The following is a 14,826-nucleotide window of genomic DNA, read 5'->3' on the forward strand; positions in this document are numbered from 1 at the left end:
GGTTTTCAGTGGTCGGGCTGGAGGACCCGGTCGAGCACACGGGAGGCGGCGTCGCCGTCGTCGTGCGGGCAGTACCGGGCGGCGAAGGCCGCGCGCGCGTCCCGGAAACCGGTGTCGAGCGCGCCCGGATCGCGCAGCGCGTCGACGACCTCCCGGGAGGTGCTCAACAGCGGGCCCGGGGCCTCGGCATCGAAGTCGAAGTAAAAACCGCGCACATGGTCGCGGTATCGCTCCAGGTCGTAGGTGAAGAACACCATCGGGCGGCCGGTGACGGCGAAGTCGAACATGGACGACGAGTAGTCCGTGACCAGCACGTCGCTGATGAGGAACAGTTCGGAGATGTCGGGGTAGACGGACACGTCCATCACGCAGTCGCCCGGCTGCAGCCTCGGGCGGTCGGTGACGAGATAGTGGGTGCGCAGGAGGAGGACGTGGTCGTGCCCTAGCGCCGCCCTGAACCCGTCGATGTCGAACTCCAGGCGGAAGGCGCGCCTGCCGACCGCATGGTGGAAGTCGTCCCGCCACGTCGGCGCGTACAGGATGACCCGCTTGCCCTGCGGGATGCCCAGGCGCCGCCGCACCGCCGACGCGATCTCGTCCCGATGCGGGCTGTTCAGGACGTCGTTGCGCGGATAGCCGCTTTCGAGGACGGGCCCGTCATAGGCGAACGCACGCCGGAACAGCGGCACGGAGAACTCGTTCTGGGCCAGAAGCAGATCCCAGTGCTGGACGTCGTACTCCCACCAGTCACGGCCCTGGGCGCGCTTGTACGGCATCTTCTTGACGTCGTATCCGAGTTTCTTCAGCGGTGTCCCATGCCAGCACTGCACGTACGTCTGGTCGTCCCGCTTGGCGAACCACTCCTTCTGCGACCAGTTGCCGAAGACGTAGCGCGCGCGGGCCATCACCTCGTAGTGCTCCCGCGTACCGGCCAGGACGGTGCGGGCCCCGGCCGGCTTGCCGAACTGGCCGTTCTCGGTGACCCACACACACTCCACGTCGGTTCCACGCCTGCGAAGCTCGTCGTAGATGCCGCGCGGGTTGCACGAGTACTGGCGTCCCCTGTAGGCGTCGAACACGGCCAGCTCACGGACGGGCAGGTTCAGGTGGCGGCGGTAGTGCCCGGACCGTATCCGGCTCTGCGCGTAGGCTCCGCGCTCGTCATCGTCCAGAGCCGTCTCGACGCGCAACTGCAACTGGTCGGTCTTGTGGGCGCGGACCGTGATCCGGTGAAGGCCCGCCTCGAACGGCTCCGGCAGGTCGCGCAGGGTGTGGCGCCTGACGACGACCGGCTGCTCCTTCCCGCCGACGGTGGCGAGAACGTCCCAGCGGCCGGAGACCAGCGGACGTGACAAGCCGAGCACCCGCATACGCGACGGGGAGAACGCCGCGGTGAACCGCTCACCTTCCCAGCGCAGCGCGACCGTGTGCTCCTCGGACGACCGCCGCCGCCTGAGCACCAGCGCATCGGGACGTCCCTTCCGGTCTGCGCAGGCCCCCGCAAGGTGAAGGGCGCCGTCAGCGGACCAGGAGACCTCGTCCACGGCGAGGACCCGTCCACGGACGACGATCCGGAGCGTGCTGCGCCGCGTCCTGGCGAGTTCCACCTCCCCGCCCGGGATCGGGAACGCCGTGCCCGCCGGGTCCTCGTCCAGGTACGGCCGGACCTCGCCCGGCAGGGTGACCTCCCACTCGCCGGGGTGCCTGGCCAGCCCGCCGACCGGCAGCCTGGCCCGGAAGGCATCGCCCCCCGCTTTTCCATGGGGTGTGGGGGGTCGTCCCCCCACAGGAGACCCGGCCGGTTCGATCCGGCCGGCGACCGTGGCCCGTCCCGCCCGCGCCGCGGCGACGATGCGCGGCTCGTCGCCGAGCGGGTCGCGGCTCCAGCCGTCCAGCCACAGCTCTCCGCGCTCCAGATGGCCTCCGACGACGGCCGCCGCCGCCCGCCTCACCTGCACCACGAACCGCTGCCTGCCCGCGACGCCCTGGACGAGCACGCCGGGCGCGCATTCCCGGTCGCGCGGCCACTGCCGCCCGGTGAGCCGGGGATTGTCGAACGTGGACCGCCGCCGCAGCCCCCGGTTGACGATCTCGACGCACGGCACCCAGTCGATGTCCCGCCAGCGCCCGAACAGCTTCAGCGACGACGGGTCGATGTCCGCGACGAACCCCGACCAGTCGTAGGAGACCGCCGACTGCCGCGACCGCGCGGTCACGTCCGGCCTCCGGACCCGGGTGACCGGCACCCGCATAAGCCCGCGCCGGTTCGCCGCCACCAGCCACACCCGGATGCGGGAACCGTCCTCGGTCGAGGAGTCCAGATGCCGGATGTAGGCGTGCCCCTCGACGCGGAGCCGCCCGTCCACCCACTCGGCCCGGTCGATCGCCGCGACCGGCGTCAGCTCGTCGGTCACGTCGTACACGTACTGCGGGACGGCCCGCTCCTCGTCCTCGAAGAACGGGAACTCCGCGTACCACCGGGACCGGATGCCACGCCGCACCCTCGGCGCGTCCGCCGTCTTCCGGAGGTGGGCGAACCGCAGCACCTCCAGCAACTCCGGCAGCATCCGGCGGCCCAGCAGATGCACCTGAAGGCGCGTCATCGCGGGGAGCCTCTTCAGGAGGCGCGGGCTGATCCGCTGCGCCAGGTCCGCACCGAGCGCGACGAGTTCCTCGTGATGCGCCTCCTGGGTCCTGGGCAGCGCTTCGAACACGGTGTGGAGCTCTATGTCGACGAGGGCGTGCTCGTCGTAGGCGTCCAGAAGCCGGGGCGCGTACACGGCCATCCCGTCACGCAGCAGGCGCGCGGACGCAAGACGCTGGGTGAGGTTGTCCCAGTCGTAGCGGTCCCCTGTGATGGACCCAGGCCGCTTGCGCCAGTAGTAGACGGTGTCGCTCAGCACGTCCACCGAGCGGGCCAGCGCATGCGCGCGGGCGGTGACGGGCGGGTCCTCGTAGTAGCCCGTGGGGAACTGCAGGTTCGCCTGCTCCCAGAACCCGCGCCGGTACACCTTGTTCCACGGCGTCCTGTCGCGCATGAGCACCGGCGTGGACGACACATGCGTCCTCGAACAGTTCTTGGTGAACACACCGTCGTGCAGGGTCGACTGCCACTTCCGGTCTTCGTCCATCCGCAGGACGTTCCCGGCCGCGATGTCGGACCCCGTCCGATCCAGCGACCCGACGAGCCGCGCGTAGGCCTCCCGGTCCACCACGTCGTCGGCGTCGGCGAACGCGAGGTACTCCCCCCGCGCCTGCCGCACCCCCGCGTTTCGGGCGGGGCCGGGCCCCCCGTTGTCCTGCGTGACCAGCCGGAACCGCGGGTCCCGGTCGCACATCTCCTTGGCGATCACGGCGCCGTTGTCGGCGGACCCGTCGTCCACCATGACCACCTCGAGGTCGCGCAGCGTCTGACCCGCCAGCGACTCCAGGCACTCCCGCAAGAACTCCTCGGTGTTGCAGAACGGCACGATGACGCTGAGCTTCGGGGACATGGGGCCTCCTCCTCGCCCCACCGAGCATGGTGACGTCACGCCACCACATGAACACGCATCGCGATTGCCGGAGCATCCCCTGACGCAGACTTGACCCCGGCTGGCGCCGTGTTTACGGTCCCGTGACCGTCCGCCCGCGTTTCAAGCGGGACGGACGCCGGGAGCGGCCCCGGGCCCGGCCCTACTCGGAAGGCTTCGCGATGGCGCGGAACACGGCGTCGTCATCGTCGAGGCGCGTCACGGACGTCTCGTTCAGGAAGAGCCGGCCCTGCGCGTACTGACGGCCGTACCTGGTGCTCAGGTAGAGGCCGCTGGGGAGCCGCCACATGATCGACGTCTTGCCGGTGGCGACGTCGACCGACACGAGCCGGGGCGGCTCTCCACCACCGCCTCCCTTGCCGCCGCTGCCCGGTTTGCGGGGCTGGGCGGCGATGAGCCGGCCGCCGTCGACGGCGAGCGGGTACAGGTGGTTGCCGTCCGGGTTCTCGGTGGACCATCGGGCACGGCCGGTGCTCAGGTCATGGGAGACGACCGGCGCGGCACGCGCGTCCTTGTCCTGGGACCGCCCCTTCGGTCTGGCGTAGAGGCTGTCGTCGGAGACCACGACGTTCATGCAGCGATCGAGGTCCCGGCGGTGGTGGCAACGCACCTCGTCCCCGCCGTCCATGTCGATGCTCGTGACCGGCGCGCCGGACGGGTCGAGGACCACGAACCGCGACACGCCCCGGCCGCTGCCGCGGAGCCCGAGGACGACGCGACGGGTCGTCACCATCGCCGCGACCTCGTAGCCCGGAGGGACGTCGTAGCTCCACACGTGGCGGCCATTGCGCGGATCGAGCCGATGCACGCTGCGGCTCTCGTCCTCGCAGGTCCGCCCGGCCAGCAGCACGGGACCGCCCGACAGGACGTCGATCTCGCAGTCCGCGCCGCGGCTGTCGATCGTCCACAGCGGCTTGCCGTCGTCCAGCCGGAAGGCGGTGGTGCTGTAGCGCCAGTCCACGACCACGACGCCCTCGCCGATGACGACCTGACCCGACCGGATCGGGTCGTTGGGCGTGATGGTCTCCTCCCAGACCTTCTTGCCGGTCCTCAGATCGATCAAGGCGACTCGATGGCACCCGATCCGCTCCTCGCCGAAACGGACGGCGATCCGTCCGCCCTCCGGACGGGACGAGACCGCGCACACCTCACTGGACAGCGGCACCGTCCAGCGCCGCTCACCGGTCGCGGCGTCGTACCCGGCCACGTCCCGCGCCCGGGCGATCGCCACCGTCGGCCCCGTCGCCCAGACCGTCGGCAGCACGTCTTCGCCGCCCCTGAGCTCCCGGCCGTCCAGGCTCCACAGCACCGCCTCCTCACCGACCCCGCACGCGCCGGCGGGGAACAGGAGGGCAAGCGCGGCGAGAAACGCCCCCCACCGCCGGAAACGGCGGCCCGGCCTGAGCACCCGGAACCGCGTCCGGGTCTCGCTCTCACTCATCGGGCCTCCCGAACGCGCGGAACGCGGTCCCTTCCTTGCCTGTCACGAGCTGTTTCAACAGAAAGAAGCGGTCTTGCGCGTACAGGCGGTCGGCCCCGCTGCGCACCCGGAAGTCGGCCTTGCGGGTGAGGCTCCACAGGATCGACGTCTCGCCGGTGGCGGGGTCGACCGCCACGAGCTTCGGCGGCTCACCCTGCTGGCCCCTCGCCCCGCCCGCGGTCTTGGGCTGGGCGGCGATGAGCCGTCCGCCGTCCATCCCGATCGGGAACAGGTGGTTGCCGCCCGGATTCTCGGTGCTCCATCTTGCGCGGCCTGTGGCCAGATCGAAGGAGGCGATCGGCGCGAAGATCCGCTCCTTGTCGTCCTTGACCGGCCTGACGTTCGCCCTGATGTAGAGGCTGTCGCCGGTGACCACGATGTTGTTGCATCGGTCGGGGCCTCGGTAGCACTGCAGCGAGGACTTGCCGGCGATGTCGATGCTCGTGATCTGGTCGCCGGACGGGCCGAGGACCACGTACCGCGACCGGTCCCCACCCGAGCCGTCGCCATCGAGCCCCAGGACGACGGGACGGCTCGACACCATCGCCTTGACCACGTATCCCGGCGGCACGTCGTAACTCCACTGGGCCCGGCCACTGTCCGGATCGATCCCCTCCACGCGGCGGACCTTGCCCTTGTCCGCGTCGCAGGACAGCCCGGCCACAAGCGCCGGACCGCTCGCCAGCTCCTGGATCACGCAATCCACATCGCGGCTGTTGCGGTCCCACAGCGGCCGTCCGTCATCAAGCCGGAAAGCGGCCGTGGCGTGAACCTCGTCCACCACCACGACGTCCTCGCTGATGACGACCTGGCCCTCCCTCACACGCTCGGCGGAGGGCATCGGCTGTTCCCAGAGCTTCCGGCCGCTCTTCAGGTCGACGGCGGCGACCCGGTCACAACGATGCCTGGCCTGACCGAACTGGACGGCGACCCGGTCACCGGCCGGACGTGCCGACGCCGCGCACACCCTGCCGGACAGCGGCACCGACCAGCGCACCTCACCGGTCGCGGCGTCGTACCCGGTCACCTCCCGCGCCCGCGTGATCGCCAGAGTCGGCCCGGTCGCCCACATCGTCGGCCGCAGGAAGTCACCGCCACTGATCGTCCGGCCGTCCAGCGTCCACCGCAGCGTGCTGTTCCCGCCGCCGCATGCGCGGACCGTCAGCAGCAAGGCGAGCACCACGGCGAGGGCCGCCCACCCCCAGGGACGGCGTTGATCCGTCACCCGCACCGGAACCACGTCGTCGGACGGTACTCGTAGGCATTGCCCTCCGCGGTCATCACCGGCACGAGGGCGGCCGCCATCGCCTCGGCCTGCCGCCGCCGCGCCCGGTACTCCTCCGCTGACAGCAACCGCACGCCCAGCTCCCGCGCGGCCTCCTCGTCCGCCTTCTCCGGTTCGCCGCCGTCGGGGTCGGCGCTCACCATGAACTCGAGGGCCTCGGTGAGGTCGCGTCCCATCACCTGGTAGCCGCCTTCGGAGTCGGCGTACAGCACCGGGCGGCGTGGACCGTCGCCGCACAGGAAATAGGTGCCGCCGGTACCGTGCCCGCCGATCGGCTCCAGCCGGGCACCCCCGTCCAAGTGAACCTCTTCGACATGCTCGACATGCGAGACGTGGGACATTTCGAAGTCCAGCCAGGCCAGCGCCTCTCGCAGCCGCTCGCTCCGCCGGATGCGCGCCAGCGACTCCGGTTCCTGCGCCGGTTCGCGGGCGCCGTCCCCGAGCCAGGACGCGGCGGCCACCGGATCCGACGCGTCGGTGGGCACCAGCACCGCGGTCCCGCTGCGGCCGCCCCCGGCACGCAGCACAACTCGGGCCGCACGCCCGAACACGGCCGCCGGGACGTCGTAGAGCGCCAGCTCGCAGCCGGGATCGGCGGGATCGGCCACCGGCTCCCCGACCCGCGCCAGCGGCGCCTCCGCGGCGAACCGAGCCCAGCCCAGGCGTTCCACCGCGCAACGCCGCAGATCCGGGACGACATCCGCGGCGCGAAGAGTGGCCGCGTACGAGGCGGAGCCGAGCCCCTCCGCCGCGCGTCCCCGCAGCGCCTCATCGGAGCCGTACGCGATGTCGGCGGCGCTCCACCCGGGGTCGACGAGGTCGGGCGGCACCACCTGACCCCGCCAGCAGTGCTGCGCGAAACCGTCCAGATAGCGCACGGCCGGGCCGTCCTCGCTGTGCAGCCGTCCCGAGCCGTCCGTGTGGACCTCGACGGGCGGAGGGGTCAGCAGCGCCACTTCGTTGAGCGCCCACCACCACCCGACCGCCGGAGCCAGGCGCAGCAGCGGCCCGCCGTCCCCGCGTCGCACCGCCTCCAGGATCAGCAGCGCGTGGTTCTCCGGCGCGCGCGCCGCCGCCCACACCTCCCGCCACTGCTTCCAGTGGTCAGGACGCGGCGCGTCCGCGCAGGCGCGCAGCGCGCCGCTCACCGCCTCCCACCGCTCCGCGGGGAACACCGGCCGCATCCCCTCCAGGAGGCGCGCATGAGCGGCGGCGCTGACCTGGGCGAAGAGTTCGGGGTTCCCGGGCCCCAGCGCCTCCTGCTGGAACCGGACCGCGACCGAGCCGTTGACTGCCCAGGCAGGCTCCCCGACACGTCCGAATACGGCTTGCAGGTCCGGCGCTTCCATGTCGTACCCGAGCTTGTAGGCCGAAGCCACGTCCGGCAGCCGCCACCTGGCCGCGTACTCCTGGTTCTCCTCGAACTCGGAGGGCTCCTGTCGGTCGAACGTCCCGAACGCCCCGTCCAGCCGGGCCGTGGCCGCGCCGACCCACCCCTTGCCCGCCTCCGGATCGCCGTCGAGATACCGGTGCCCGTAAAGCAGCGTCCGCGCCGCGATAGCACCCGCCAGCGGAGAATCCAGCCAGATCACGACCTTGGGCCGCTCCCATCCCCGCTGGTCGTACACCTCCCCCAGCGCCCGCTCGGCGTCCCCCCGATCCGCCTCGGCGACCCGAACCTCCCACTCCCCGCAAAGCCTCTCGACGAGCCGCCCCTGCTCAACACCCAACAGACCCTCTGACGCCACGGTTGTTCCTCGGGATTTCGACGGACGAGACACCACATATGAGCCACGCAGCCCCATTCCGGTTCCCCGCCAAGAGCTCCTAATCGACGCGCTTTCCCCAGATTTTCGACCGCGCCACCCGACGTTCGGCCTCTCGCTCAGGCCGGTGTGATCTGGGCGGCGACCGGTAGGTGGTCGCTGCCGGTGGCGGGCAGGGTGCGGATGCGGCCGACGCTCGCCGAGCGGGCCATGACCTGGTCGATCCGGGTCAGCGGGAACGAGGCGGGGAAGCTGAAGGCCAGGCCGCGCTCCGCCACGTTCAGCTGGGAGGTCAGCGGGTCCAGCCCGCGGTCGTGGACCGTGCCGTTGAGGTCGCCCAGCAGGATCACCGATTCGAGCTTCTCGGCGGCGACGGCCTCGCCCAGCAGGACGGCGCTCTCGTCACGCCAGGCGGATTTCAGCCCGCCCGCCCCGACGCGGGCCGAGGGGAGGTGAGCGACGTACACGGCGAACTCGCCGTGCTGCGTGTGGGCCACGGCCCGCAGCCCGCGGCGCCAATCTTCCGTGACTCCCTGAGGCTTGATGTCCAACGGCTCGGCCTCGGTCAGCGGATGCTTCGACCAGAGTCCGACGGTGCCCTGGACCGCCTTGTAGGGGAAGTCCGATGCGAGGGTTCTCTCGTAGACCGGCAGTGCCGAGGGCAGCAACTCCTCCACCGCGATGAGATCCGGCTCAGCGTCGGCCAGGGCGCGGGCCGTGCCCGCCGGGTCGGTGTTCTCATCGCTGACGTTGTGCTGCACCACGACTATGTCGCGTGAGCCGGGCTCAGGACCGGGCAAGAGCAACCCGCCGAAGAGGTACGTCCAGGCCGCCACCGGTAGGAGCAGGGCAACCAGCGCGGTCGCCGAACGGCGCAGCAGTGCCGAGACCAGCAGCACCACGACCACGAGCCCCAGCCATGGCAGGAAGGTCTCCAGCAGACTGCCGATGCGGCCCACGGCGTTGGGCACGGCCCGATGGAACACCAGCAGCCCGGCCGTCACTGCCGAGAGCCCGGCGAGTACACGGCCACGCGTCCAGGCCGACCGGCCCTTATCGCCCTTCCGCGCGTCCTCGTCAGGAGCCCGGCGTCGCACTAACCGGGACACCGCCGCCCTCATCGTCACCTGCGCCCGATCGAGCTCCGCCCGCATTGATCAAAGATCAAGCCCGCCTGCCTTGATCCGGATGAAGAGGGCAGCCATCTCGTCCTTGGAGACGGTCAGGTGCGGGGTGGACAGGCTCTTGCTGTCCCGGATCTCTACGGCTTCCTCCATGGAAGCGACTTCCACACAGTCAGAAGTGCCGTGAGATCCGCTGTAGCTACTCTTGCGCCAAGTCGTCAAAAGACTCATCCATCCGTGCTAGATACTCACGCGACTGGTCTTCGCTCCACGCCCGCGCCGCGATCCGATGGAAGCGCGTCGCCACGTCGGCCGCGTCGGTTTGGTCATCGATGACCCGGCCGATGCCGATCGCGTTACCCGAATAAGCCGCCAAGCGACGACCCGGCAGCGTGAAACACCAATATGAACCGTCCACGCCGGTATGCGGCGCAACCGACAGAGGCAGTATACGGACGGAGACATGGCGCAACTCGCCCATCTCTAGCAGTTTGTCTCGTTGGTCGGCCATGACCTGCGAACTTCCCATCTGGCGGAGAGCGATCTGGTCGATCACCACCCATAGGTTTGGTCGGCCGTCCAGGATCGCCGCCTGAAGATCCATCCGTAGCGCGACGGCGGCTTCGACGTCCTCGATAAGCCCCGCAGCGTGACCTGCTCCCAGCAAGCCCCTTGCGTAGTCCTCCGTCTGTAGTGGGATGGGCACGAGGTTGCTGGAGAAGATGCAGTGCTCGATGGCCCTGCGCTGATAGCGGTCGAGGCGGGCTGGGGCGTTTGCGTCGATTCCGAGTTTTGCGTAGCCCAGCCAGATCGTGAACACGCCACCGGTGTTCCACTCCTTGTCCAGTGCGGCGCACTCCTTGGTGGCGAGCTGCTTATCGCCGCTCTCGTATTTGGAAACCTGGCCGATCGAGCAGTTGAGGATCTTGGCGACATCGGACTGAGTCGCATTGTGCTGCTGCCGGAGGAAGCGCAGGTAGTAGGCCAGGAAGGCGTAGATCGACTCGTGCGGGTCGGGGGACGGCCGGACCATGATCGAATACCTCCGCACGTCATCGTTTTTCTGATGTTGTCAGCAACAATGACAACCATAAGACGGCTTGGTCAATCTGTCGCACAGAACGCAAAAGTCCGCGACAGAGGCGATCAGGAAAATGAGTAGCGACAAATTCCGCAAGGACGACTTCATAGACGAAACGGACCCATTTCCGGCCGTCCAGCCGACGGCCGGGCGGTGGTGCGAGCCCTACCGGGCAGGCATCACCGGGATGTGGACGGTCCATCTACGGCAACCCGAATCGGTGCGCGACGGCGACGGGCGTCTGGTGGCCACGCTCACCGCGTCCGACCTGCACACGCTGGGCGACCTGATGCTGCAGCAGGACGCGCTGGCCCGGGAGGTCCGGCGGTGAGCGCCATGGTCGAAGGAACGTCGGCCGGCCCGCCGGCTCTGCGGCGAGGACTCTTGGCGACGCCCGAGGTCGTCTCGCAGGGCCGTCTCATCGTCGAAGCTCAGGCACTCAAGTGGGGACTGCCCCAGTCCACGGTGGAGGACGCGATCCTCATCGCCTCTGAACTGCTGACGAACGCCGTCCGTGCGACGCGCCACCAGCCGATCTCCCTACGTCTGGCGCTCGTCCCCGGCGGACTTCGCATCGAGGTATGGGACACGTCCCCGGACAAACCCGAAGCGTCCACACCCGACCTGACCATGCCGACACGTTCCGTCCCTGAAGACACGCCAGACCCCGGTGGGTGGGGCCTGGGCATCATCGCGACGCTGACCAAGGAACACGGTTGGCGACCGGAACACGGAGGTAAGAGCGTCTGGGCCGTCCTGGGCGGGGTGACGGTTTCGCCGGACGGGAAAGGCGACGAACAGCCATCTCGTTAGGGGCGCGGTCGCCTGACCAAGACGCGATCACTCCCACTCGATGGTGCCCGGGGGCTTGGACGTGATGTCGACCGTGACGCGGTTGACCTCGCTGACCTCGTTCGTGATGCGGGTGGAGATCCGCTGCAGGACGTCGTAAGGGAGCCGTGCCCAGTCGGCCGTCATTGCATCCTCGCTGGTAACCGGACGCAGCACGATGGGGTGCCCGTAGGTACGGCTGTCACCCTGGACACCCACGGACCGGACGTCCGCCAACAGGACCACGGGGAACTGCCAGATGTCGCGGTCGAGACCGGCGTTGGTCAGCTCCTCGCGGGCGATCGCGTCGGCGTCGCGGAGGATCTCCAGGCGGTCGCGGGTCACGGCGCCGATGATGCGGATGCCGAGGCCAGGGCCGGGGAACGGCTGGCGCCAGACGATCTCCGACGGCAGGCCGAGCTGCTCGCCGAGCGCGCGGACCTCGTCCTTGAAGAGGTTCCGCAGGGGCTCGATCAGGTTGAACTGGAGGTCTTCGGGGAGTCCGCCGACGTTGTGGTGCGATTTGATGTTGGCCGCGCCGGTGCCGCCGCCCGATTCGACGACATCCGGGTAGAGGGTGCCCTGGACGAGGAACTCGACCGGTTCGGCCGCGTCCTCCCCGACAACTTCCCTCGCCGCCTCCTCGAAGACCCGGATGAACTCACGGCCGATGATCTTGCGCTTCGCCTCGGGGTCGGTGACGCCGTCGAGGGCGGCGAGGAAACGTTCCTGGGCCTCCACGACGTGCAGGTTCACGCCGGTGACGGCGACGAAGTCCTTCTCGACCTGCTCGGGCTCACCCTTGCGCAGCAGGCCGTGGTCAACGAACACGCAGGTCAGCTGGTCACCGATCGCACGCTGGACGAGGGCGGCGGCGACGGCCGAATCCACGCCGCCCGACAGCGCGCAGATCGCCCGCTTATGGCCCACCTGCTCCTGGACGGCCGCGATCGACTCGTCCGCGATGTTCACCATCGTCCAGTTCGGACGGCACCCGGCGCCCTCGTACAGGAACCGCCGCAGAAGCTCCATGCCGTGCTCGGTGTGCAGGACCTCAGGGTGGAACTGGACGCCGAAGAGGCCGCGCTCCAGATCCTCCATGCCCGCTACCGGCGTCACGTCGGTGCTGGCCGTGACGGTGAAGCCGGACGGGGCACGGCTGACGTAGTCGCGGTGCGACATCCACACCGCCTGCTCGTGCGGCAGCCCGGCGAACAGCATGCCGGGGGCCGTGACGGTGACCGTCGCACCCCCGTACTCGGCGACATCGGAGTTCTCGACCGTTCCGCCCAGGGCCTGGGCCATCACCTGGTGGCCGTAGCAGATCCCGAATGTGGGGACGCCCAGGTCGAACAGCCCGTCCGGCGCGACCGGGGCGTCCCCCGCGTACACCGACGCGGGGCCACCCGACAGGATGATGGCTTTCGGCCGCTTGGCGAGCATCTCCTCCGCCGGCATGGTCGACGGCACGATCTCGCTGAAAACATGACACTCGCGGACACGCCGCGCTATCAGCTGCGCATACTGCGCGCCGAAGTCGACGACGAGAACGGTGTCAAAGGACTGGTCTGCGGCCACCAACAACGCCTTTCGCACGGCCGGAAGGGTTACCCCAGTCTACGGGGGCGGCTGCCTGCACCGATGCGCGCACCCGGACCCACGGTCGTTACATGGTGCGATTGACCGATAACGGTCGGCATCCATTTACCTTGATCACACTCCCCGGGTGACTCCGCTCTGGTACCTGTTGATAACGCCTTGTGTTCACTTGGCTCCCGTCCGCAAGCGTCCTCCCTAGGAGTGCCGTGAAGTTGCTCGCCGCCACCGCCCTGATCGCCGCGTTCGTCCCCGCGATGCCCGCCGGGCCATCCCCGGGGACCACACGCCAGGACGACTGCGCGCACGTGCACGCACACGCCGACGCACGGCTGCGGCCAGGGGCGGATGGAGCGCATGGGGTGCATGGGGCGCACGGCCGGGAGCGGAACGAACTGACGCCTGAACAGGCTGAGACGGTCGAGCGGCAGCTCAACGAGATACTGCGCGACTTGGGCCAGCGTCCGGCCGGCGGAAGGGACGGCCGCTCGACCGGCGACGACCTCCGTGCCGCGCCCCAGATCAAGGTCCCGGTGTACTTCCATGTGCTGCACGACGGCTCGAAGGGCAACGTGTCCAGCGCGGCGGTCAAGCGCCAGATCAGCACGTTGAACGCCTCCTACGGCGGACGGAACGGGGGTGCCAATACACGCATCTCGTTCGACCTCCGCGACGTGACCCGTACGGACAACGCCGCCTGGTTCAACGACCCGGAACGCTACGAGAGGACGTTCAAGGCGAGGCTGCGCAAGGGCGGCAAGAGCACGCTGAACCTCTACAGCGCCTACATAGGCGGAGACCTGCTCGGCTGGTCGACGTTCCCGTGGAAGTACAAGTCCGAGCCCAAGATGGACGGCGTGACCATCCACTACGGCAGCATGCCGGGCGGTTCCATCGAGAACTTCAACAAGGGATTCAGCGCCACGCACGAGGTAGGCCACTGGCTCGGCCTCTACCACACCTTCCAGGACGGCTGCATCGGCGAAGGCGACCGGGTGGCGGACACCCCGGCCCAGCGCGACCCGACGAACGGCTGCCCGTCCGGCAAGGACACCTGCCCCTCCCCTGGGGACGACCCCGTGCACAACTACATGGACTACAGCTACGACACCTGCATGACGTCATTCACCTCCGGCCAGGGCAACCGCATGCACAAGGTGTGGAAGGCCTACCGCCGCTGAACCGCGAGGAGCCGTCCGGCGTCTTCCTCAGGAAGCCACCGGACGGCTTCCCGGATCGTCACCCCCGAGATGACCTCGACACGAGGCTCGACCCACCGGGTCACCCACCCCGGGTCCTTCTTGGACAGCTCCCGCAACACCCACCCGAGGGCCTTGCGGATGAAGAACTCGCGTTCACCGATCAGGGCGTCCCCGAAGCGGTCGACCCTCCTCAGATCGGGGTTGCCCGCCCGCACACCTGCCAGCAAGGCCAAGACGGCCGTACGCCGTATCCACATGTAGGGGTCGTTCACCCACTCATCCAGCACCCTCCCCAGGTCGTTCTCAGCCCGCACCGGATCGCCCTGCGCACGCAACTCGGCCAGAACCCGCCCCACCGCATCCTCGACATCCACGCAGAACACGCTACGCCGCCGACTCCCACGGGCACCGCCGTCCAGCCGCGCAATAGCGGGGCCCGTAACGGGAGATCCCCCGCCAGCCCTTGAAAGGGCTTTTGAGATCGACGATCGTCATCGTTGATCGTCGGCGTCGAAGGGAGAGGCTCGACACCGGAGCGGGCACCTGCCCGCGCACGCAAAGGAGAGCACCGATGAGTCATCCCCGGATCGACTTCGACCCCTTCGGCGAGCCCCGCCCGGCGGGCACCACCCATTCGATGCTGGACGACCTCCGAGAGCAGTACCCGGCCTTCCACAGCGAGGCCGCGCACGGATTCTGGGTCGTGACCCGTCACGCCGACATCGTCGCCACCTACCAGGACGCTGCCCGCCCGACAACCGGCACATAGCCTTCGGCGCGGGCCCGCACCGCTGCCTCGGATCACACCTGGCCCGCCTGGAACTGCGCATCGCCCTACAGGAGTGGCACCGCCGCATCCCTCACTACCGGATCCCCGACGGCGCCCAGCCGATGGAACACGCGAGCCTCGTCCTCGGTCTGGACGCCC

The 14,826-nt window shown here is 69.4% G+C and carries 14 protein-coding genes; 5 read left to right on the plus strand and 9 right to left on the minus strand.

Annotation, left to right across the window (positions count from 1 at the left end):
* Window positions 1-5 precede the first annotated feature (5 nt).
* The 7 genes from E1285_RS08355 to E1285_RS08380 form a co-directional block, all read right to left on the minus strand.
* On the minus strand, window positions 6-3,494 hold the full coding sequence (locus tag E1285_RS08355) for a bifunctional glycosyltransferase/CDP-glycerol:glycerophosphate glycerophosphotransferase (RefSeq protein WP_132149789.1): 3,489 nt from the start codon (window positions 3,492-3,494) through the stop codon (window positions 6-8).
* A gap of 181 nt (window positions 3,495-3,675) precedes the next feature.
* Complete coding sequence (locus tag E1285_RS08360) at window positions 3,676-4,974, minus strand: PQQ-binding-like beta-propeller repeat protein (RefSeq protein ID WP_132149791.1); 1,299 nt, start codon at window positions 4,972-4,974, stop codon at window positions 3,676-3,678.
* A complete protein-coding gene (locus tag E1285_RS08365; protein WP_165966510.1) occupies window positions 4,967-6,238 on the minus strand; it encodes a PQQ-binding-like beta-propeller repeat protein in 1,272 nt (423 codons plus the stop codon). Before E1285_RS08365 ends, E1285_RS08360 begins: the two co-directional genes overlap by 8 nt.
* Window positions 6,235-8,046 carry a DUF6745 domain-containing protein gene (locus tag E1285_RS45415; RefSeq protein ID WP_165966511.1) on the minus strand — a complete coding sequence of 604 codons (1,812 nt, stop codon included), beginning with the start codon at window positions 8,044-8,046 and terminating at the stop codon, window positions 6,235-6,237. Before E1285_RS45415 ends, E1285_RS08365 begins: the two co-directional genes overlap by 4 nt.
* 137 nt (window positions 8,047-8,183) lie before the next feature.
* Window positions 8,184-9,035: an endonuclease/exonuclease/phosphatase family protein gene (locus tag E1285_RS08370; RefSeq protein ID WP_243722642.1), complete on the minus strand. Its 852-nt coding sequence runs from the start codon at window positions 9,033-9,035 to the stop codon at window positions 8,184-8,186.
* A 186-nt stretch (window positions 9,036-9,221) separates the two neighbouring features.
* The gene (locus tag E1285_RS08375; RefSeq protein WP_132149797.1) at window positions 9,222-9,419 is read right to left on the minus strand and encodes a DUF397 domain-containing protein; all 198 of its coding nucleotides are present in this window, start codon (window positions 9,417-9,419) and stop codon (window positions 9,222-9,224) included.
* Complete coding sequence (locus E1285_RS08380; RefSeq protein ID WP_132149799.1) at window positions 9,388-10,221, minus strand: helix-turn-helix transcriptional regulator; 834 nt, start codon at window positions 10,219-10,221, stop codon at window positions 9,388-9,390. Before E1285_RS08380 ends, E1285_RS08375 begins: the two co-directional genes overlap by 32 nt.
* Before the next feature lie 121 nt (window positions 10,222-10,342).
* On the opposite strand from E1285_RS08380, the gene E1285_RS08385 reads away from it, so the two are divergent.
* Together E1285_RS08385 and E1285_RS08390 are read left to right on the plus strand one after the other, a co-directional pair.
* A complete protein-coding gene (locus tag E1285_RS08385) occupies window positions 10,343-10,600 on the plus strand; it encodes a hypothetical protein (protein ID WP_132149801.1) in 258 nt (85 codons plus the stop codon).
* 53 nt (window positions 10,601-10,653) lie between these two features.
* Complete coding sequence (locus E1285_RS08390) at window positions 10,654-11,082, plus strand: ATP-binding protein (RefSeq protein ID WP_165966512.1); 429 nt, start codon at window positions 10,654-10,656, stop codon at window positions 11,080-11,082.
* A 27-nt stretch (window positions 11,083-11,109) separates the two neighbouring features.
* Here E1285_RS08390 and guaA read toward each other — a convergent pair whose 3' ends face one another.
* Window positions 11,110-12,684: a glutamine-hydrolyzing GMP synthase gene (guaA, locus tag E1285_RS08395; RefSeq protein WP_132149819.1), complete on the minus strand. Its 1,575-nt coding sequence runs from the start codon at window positions 12,682-12,684 to the stop codon at window positions 11,110-11,112.
* 221 nt (window positions 12,685-12,905) lie between these two features.
* Here guaA and E1285_RS08400 point away from each other — a divergent pair, with 221 nt between their 5' ends.
* Window positions 12,906-13,877: a zinc metalloprotease gene (locus E1285_RS08400; RefSeq protein WP_207946475.1), complete on the plus strand. Its 972-nt coding sequence runs from the start codon at window positions 12,906-12,908 to the stop codon at window positions 13,875-13,877.
* On the opposite strand, the gene E1285_RS08405 is transcribed toward E1285_RS08400, so the two are convergent.
* Window positions 13,865-14,272 (minus strand): DNA alkylation repair protein, encoded by a 408-nt coding sequence (locus E1285_RS08405; protein WP_165966513.1) that lies wholly within the window; start codon window positions 14,270-14,272, stop codon window positions 13,865-13,867. The two genes, E1285_RS08400 and E1285_RS08405, sit on opposite strands and share 13 nt — an antisense overlap.
* A gap of 197 nt (window positions 14,273-14,469) precedes the next feature.
* Between E1285_RS08405 and E1285_RS08410 the strand changes: the two genes are divergently transcribed.
* Both E1285_RS08410 and E1285_RS08415 read left to right on the plus strand, forming a co-directional pair.
* Window positions 14,470-14,667, plus strand: coding sequence for a hypothetical protein (locus E1285_RS08410; protein WP_132149807.1), 198 nt, complete (start codon window positions 14,470-14,472; stop codon window positions 14,665-14,667).
* On the plus strand, window positions 14,664-14,826 hold a 163-nt coding region (locus E1285_RS08415), incomplete at its 3' end, for a cytochrome P450 (protein ID WP_243722643.1). The genes E1285_RS08410 and E1285_RS08415, both read left to right, overlap by 4 nt.

Origin of the sequence: Actinomadura sp. 7K507, assembly GCF_004348425.1 — a bacterium.
GTDB lineage: Bacteria > Actinomycetota > Actinomycetes > Streptosporangiales > Streptosporangiaceae > Spirillospora.

Excerpts from the sequence above, each read along its gene's own strand:
- E1285_RS08355 (WP_132149789.1), bottom strand. The coding sequence starts at position 3,494 with ATGTCCCCGAAGCTCAGCGTCATCGTGCCGTTCTGCAACACCGAGGAG.
- E1285_RS08360 (WP_132149791.1), bottom strand. The coding sequence starts at position 4,974 with ATGAGTGAGAGCGAGACCCGGACGCGGTTCCGGGTGCTCAGGCCGGGC.
- E1285_RS08375 (WP_132149797.1), bottom strand. The coding sequence starts at position 9,419 with ATGAGTCTTTTGACGACTTGGCGCAAGAGTAGCTACAGCGGATCTCAC.
- E1285_RS08380 (WP_132149799.1), bottom strand. The coding sequence starts at position 10,221 with ATGGTCCGGCCGTCCCCCGACCCGCACGAGTCGATCTACGCCTTCCTG.
- E1285_RS08385 (WP_132149801.1), top strand. The coding sequence starts at position 10,343 with ATGAGTAGCGACAAATTCCGCAAGGACGACTTCATAGACGAAACGGAC.
- E1285_RS08410 (WP_132149807.1), top strand. The coding sequence starts at position 14,470 with ATGAGTCATCCCCGGATCGACTTCGACCCCTTCGGCGAGCCCCGCCCG.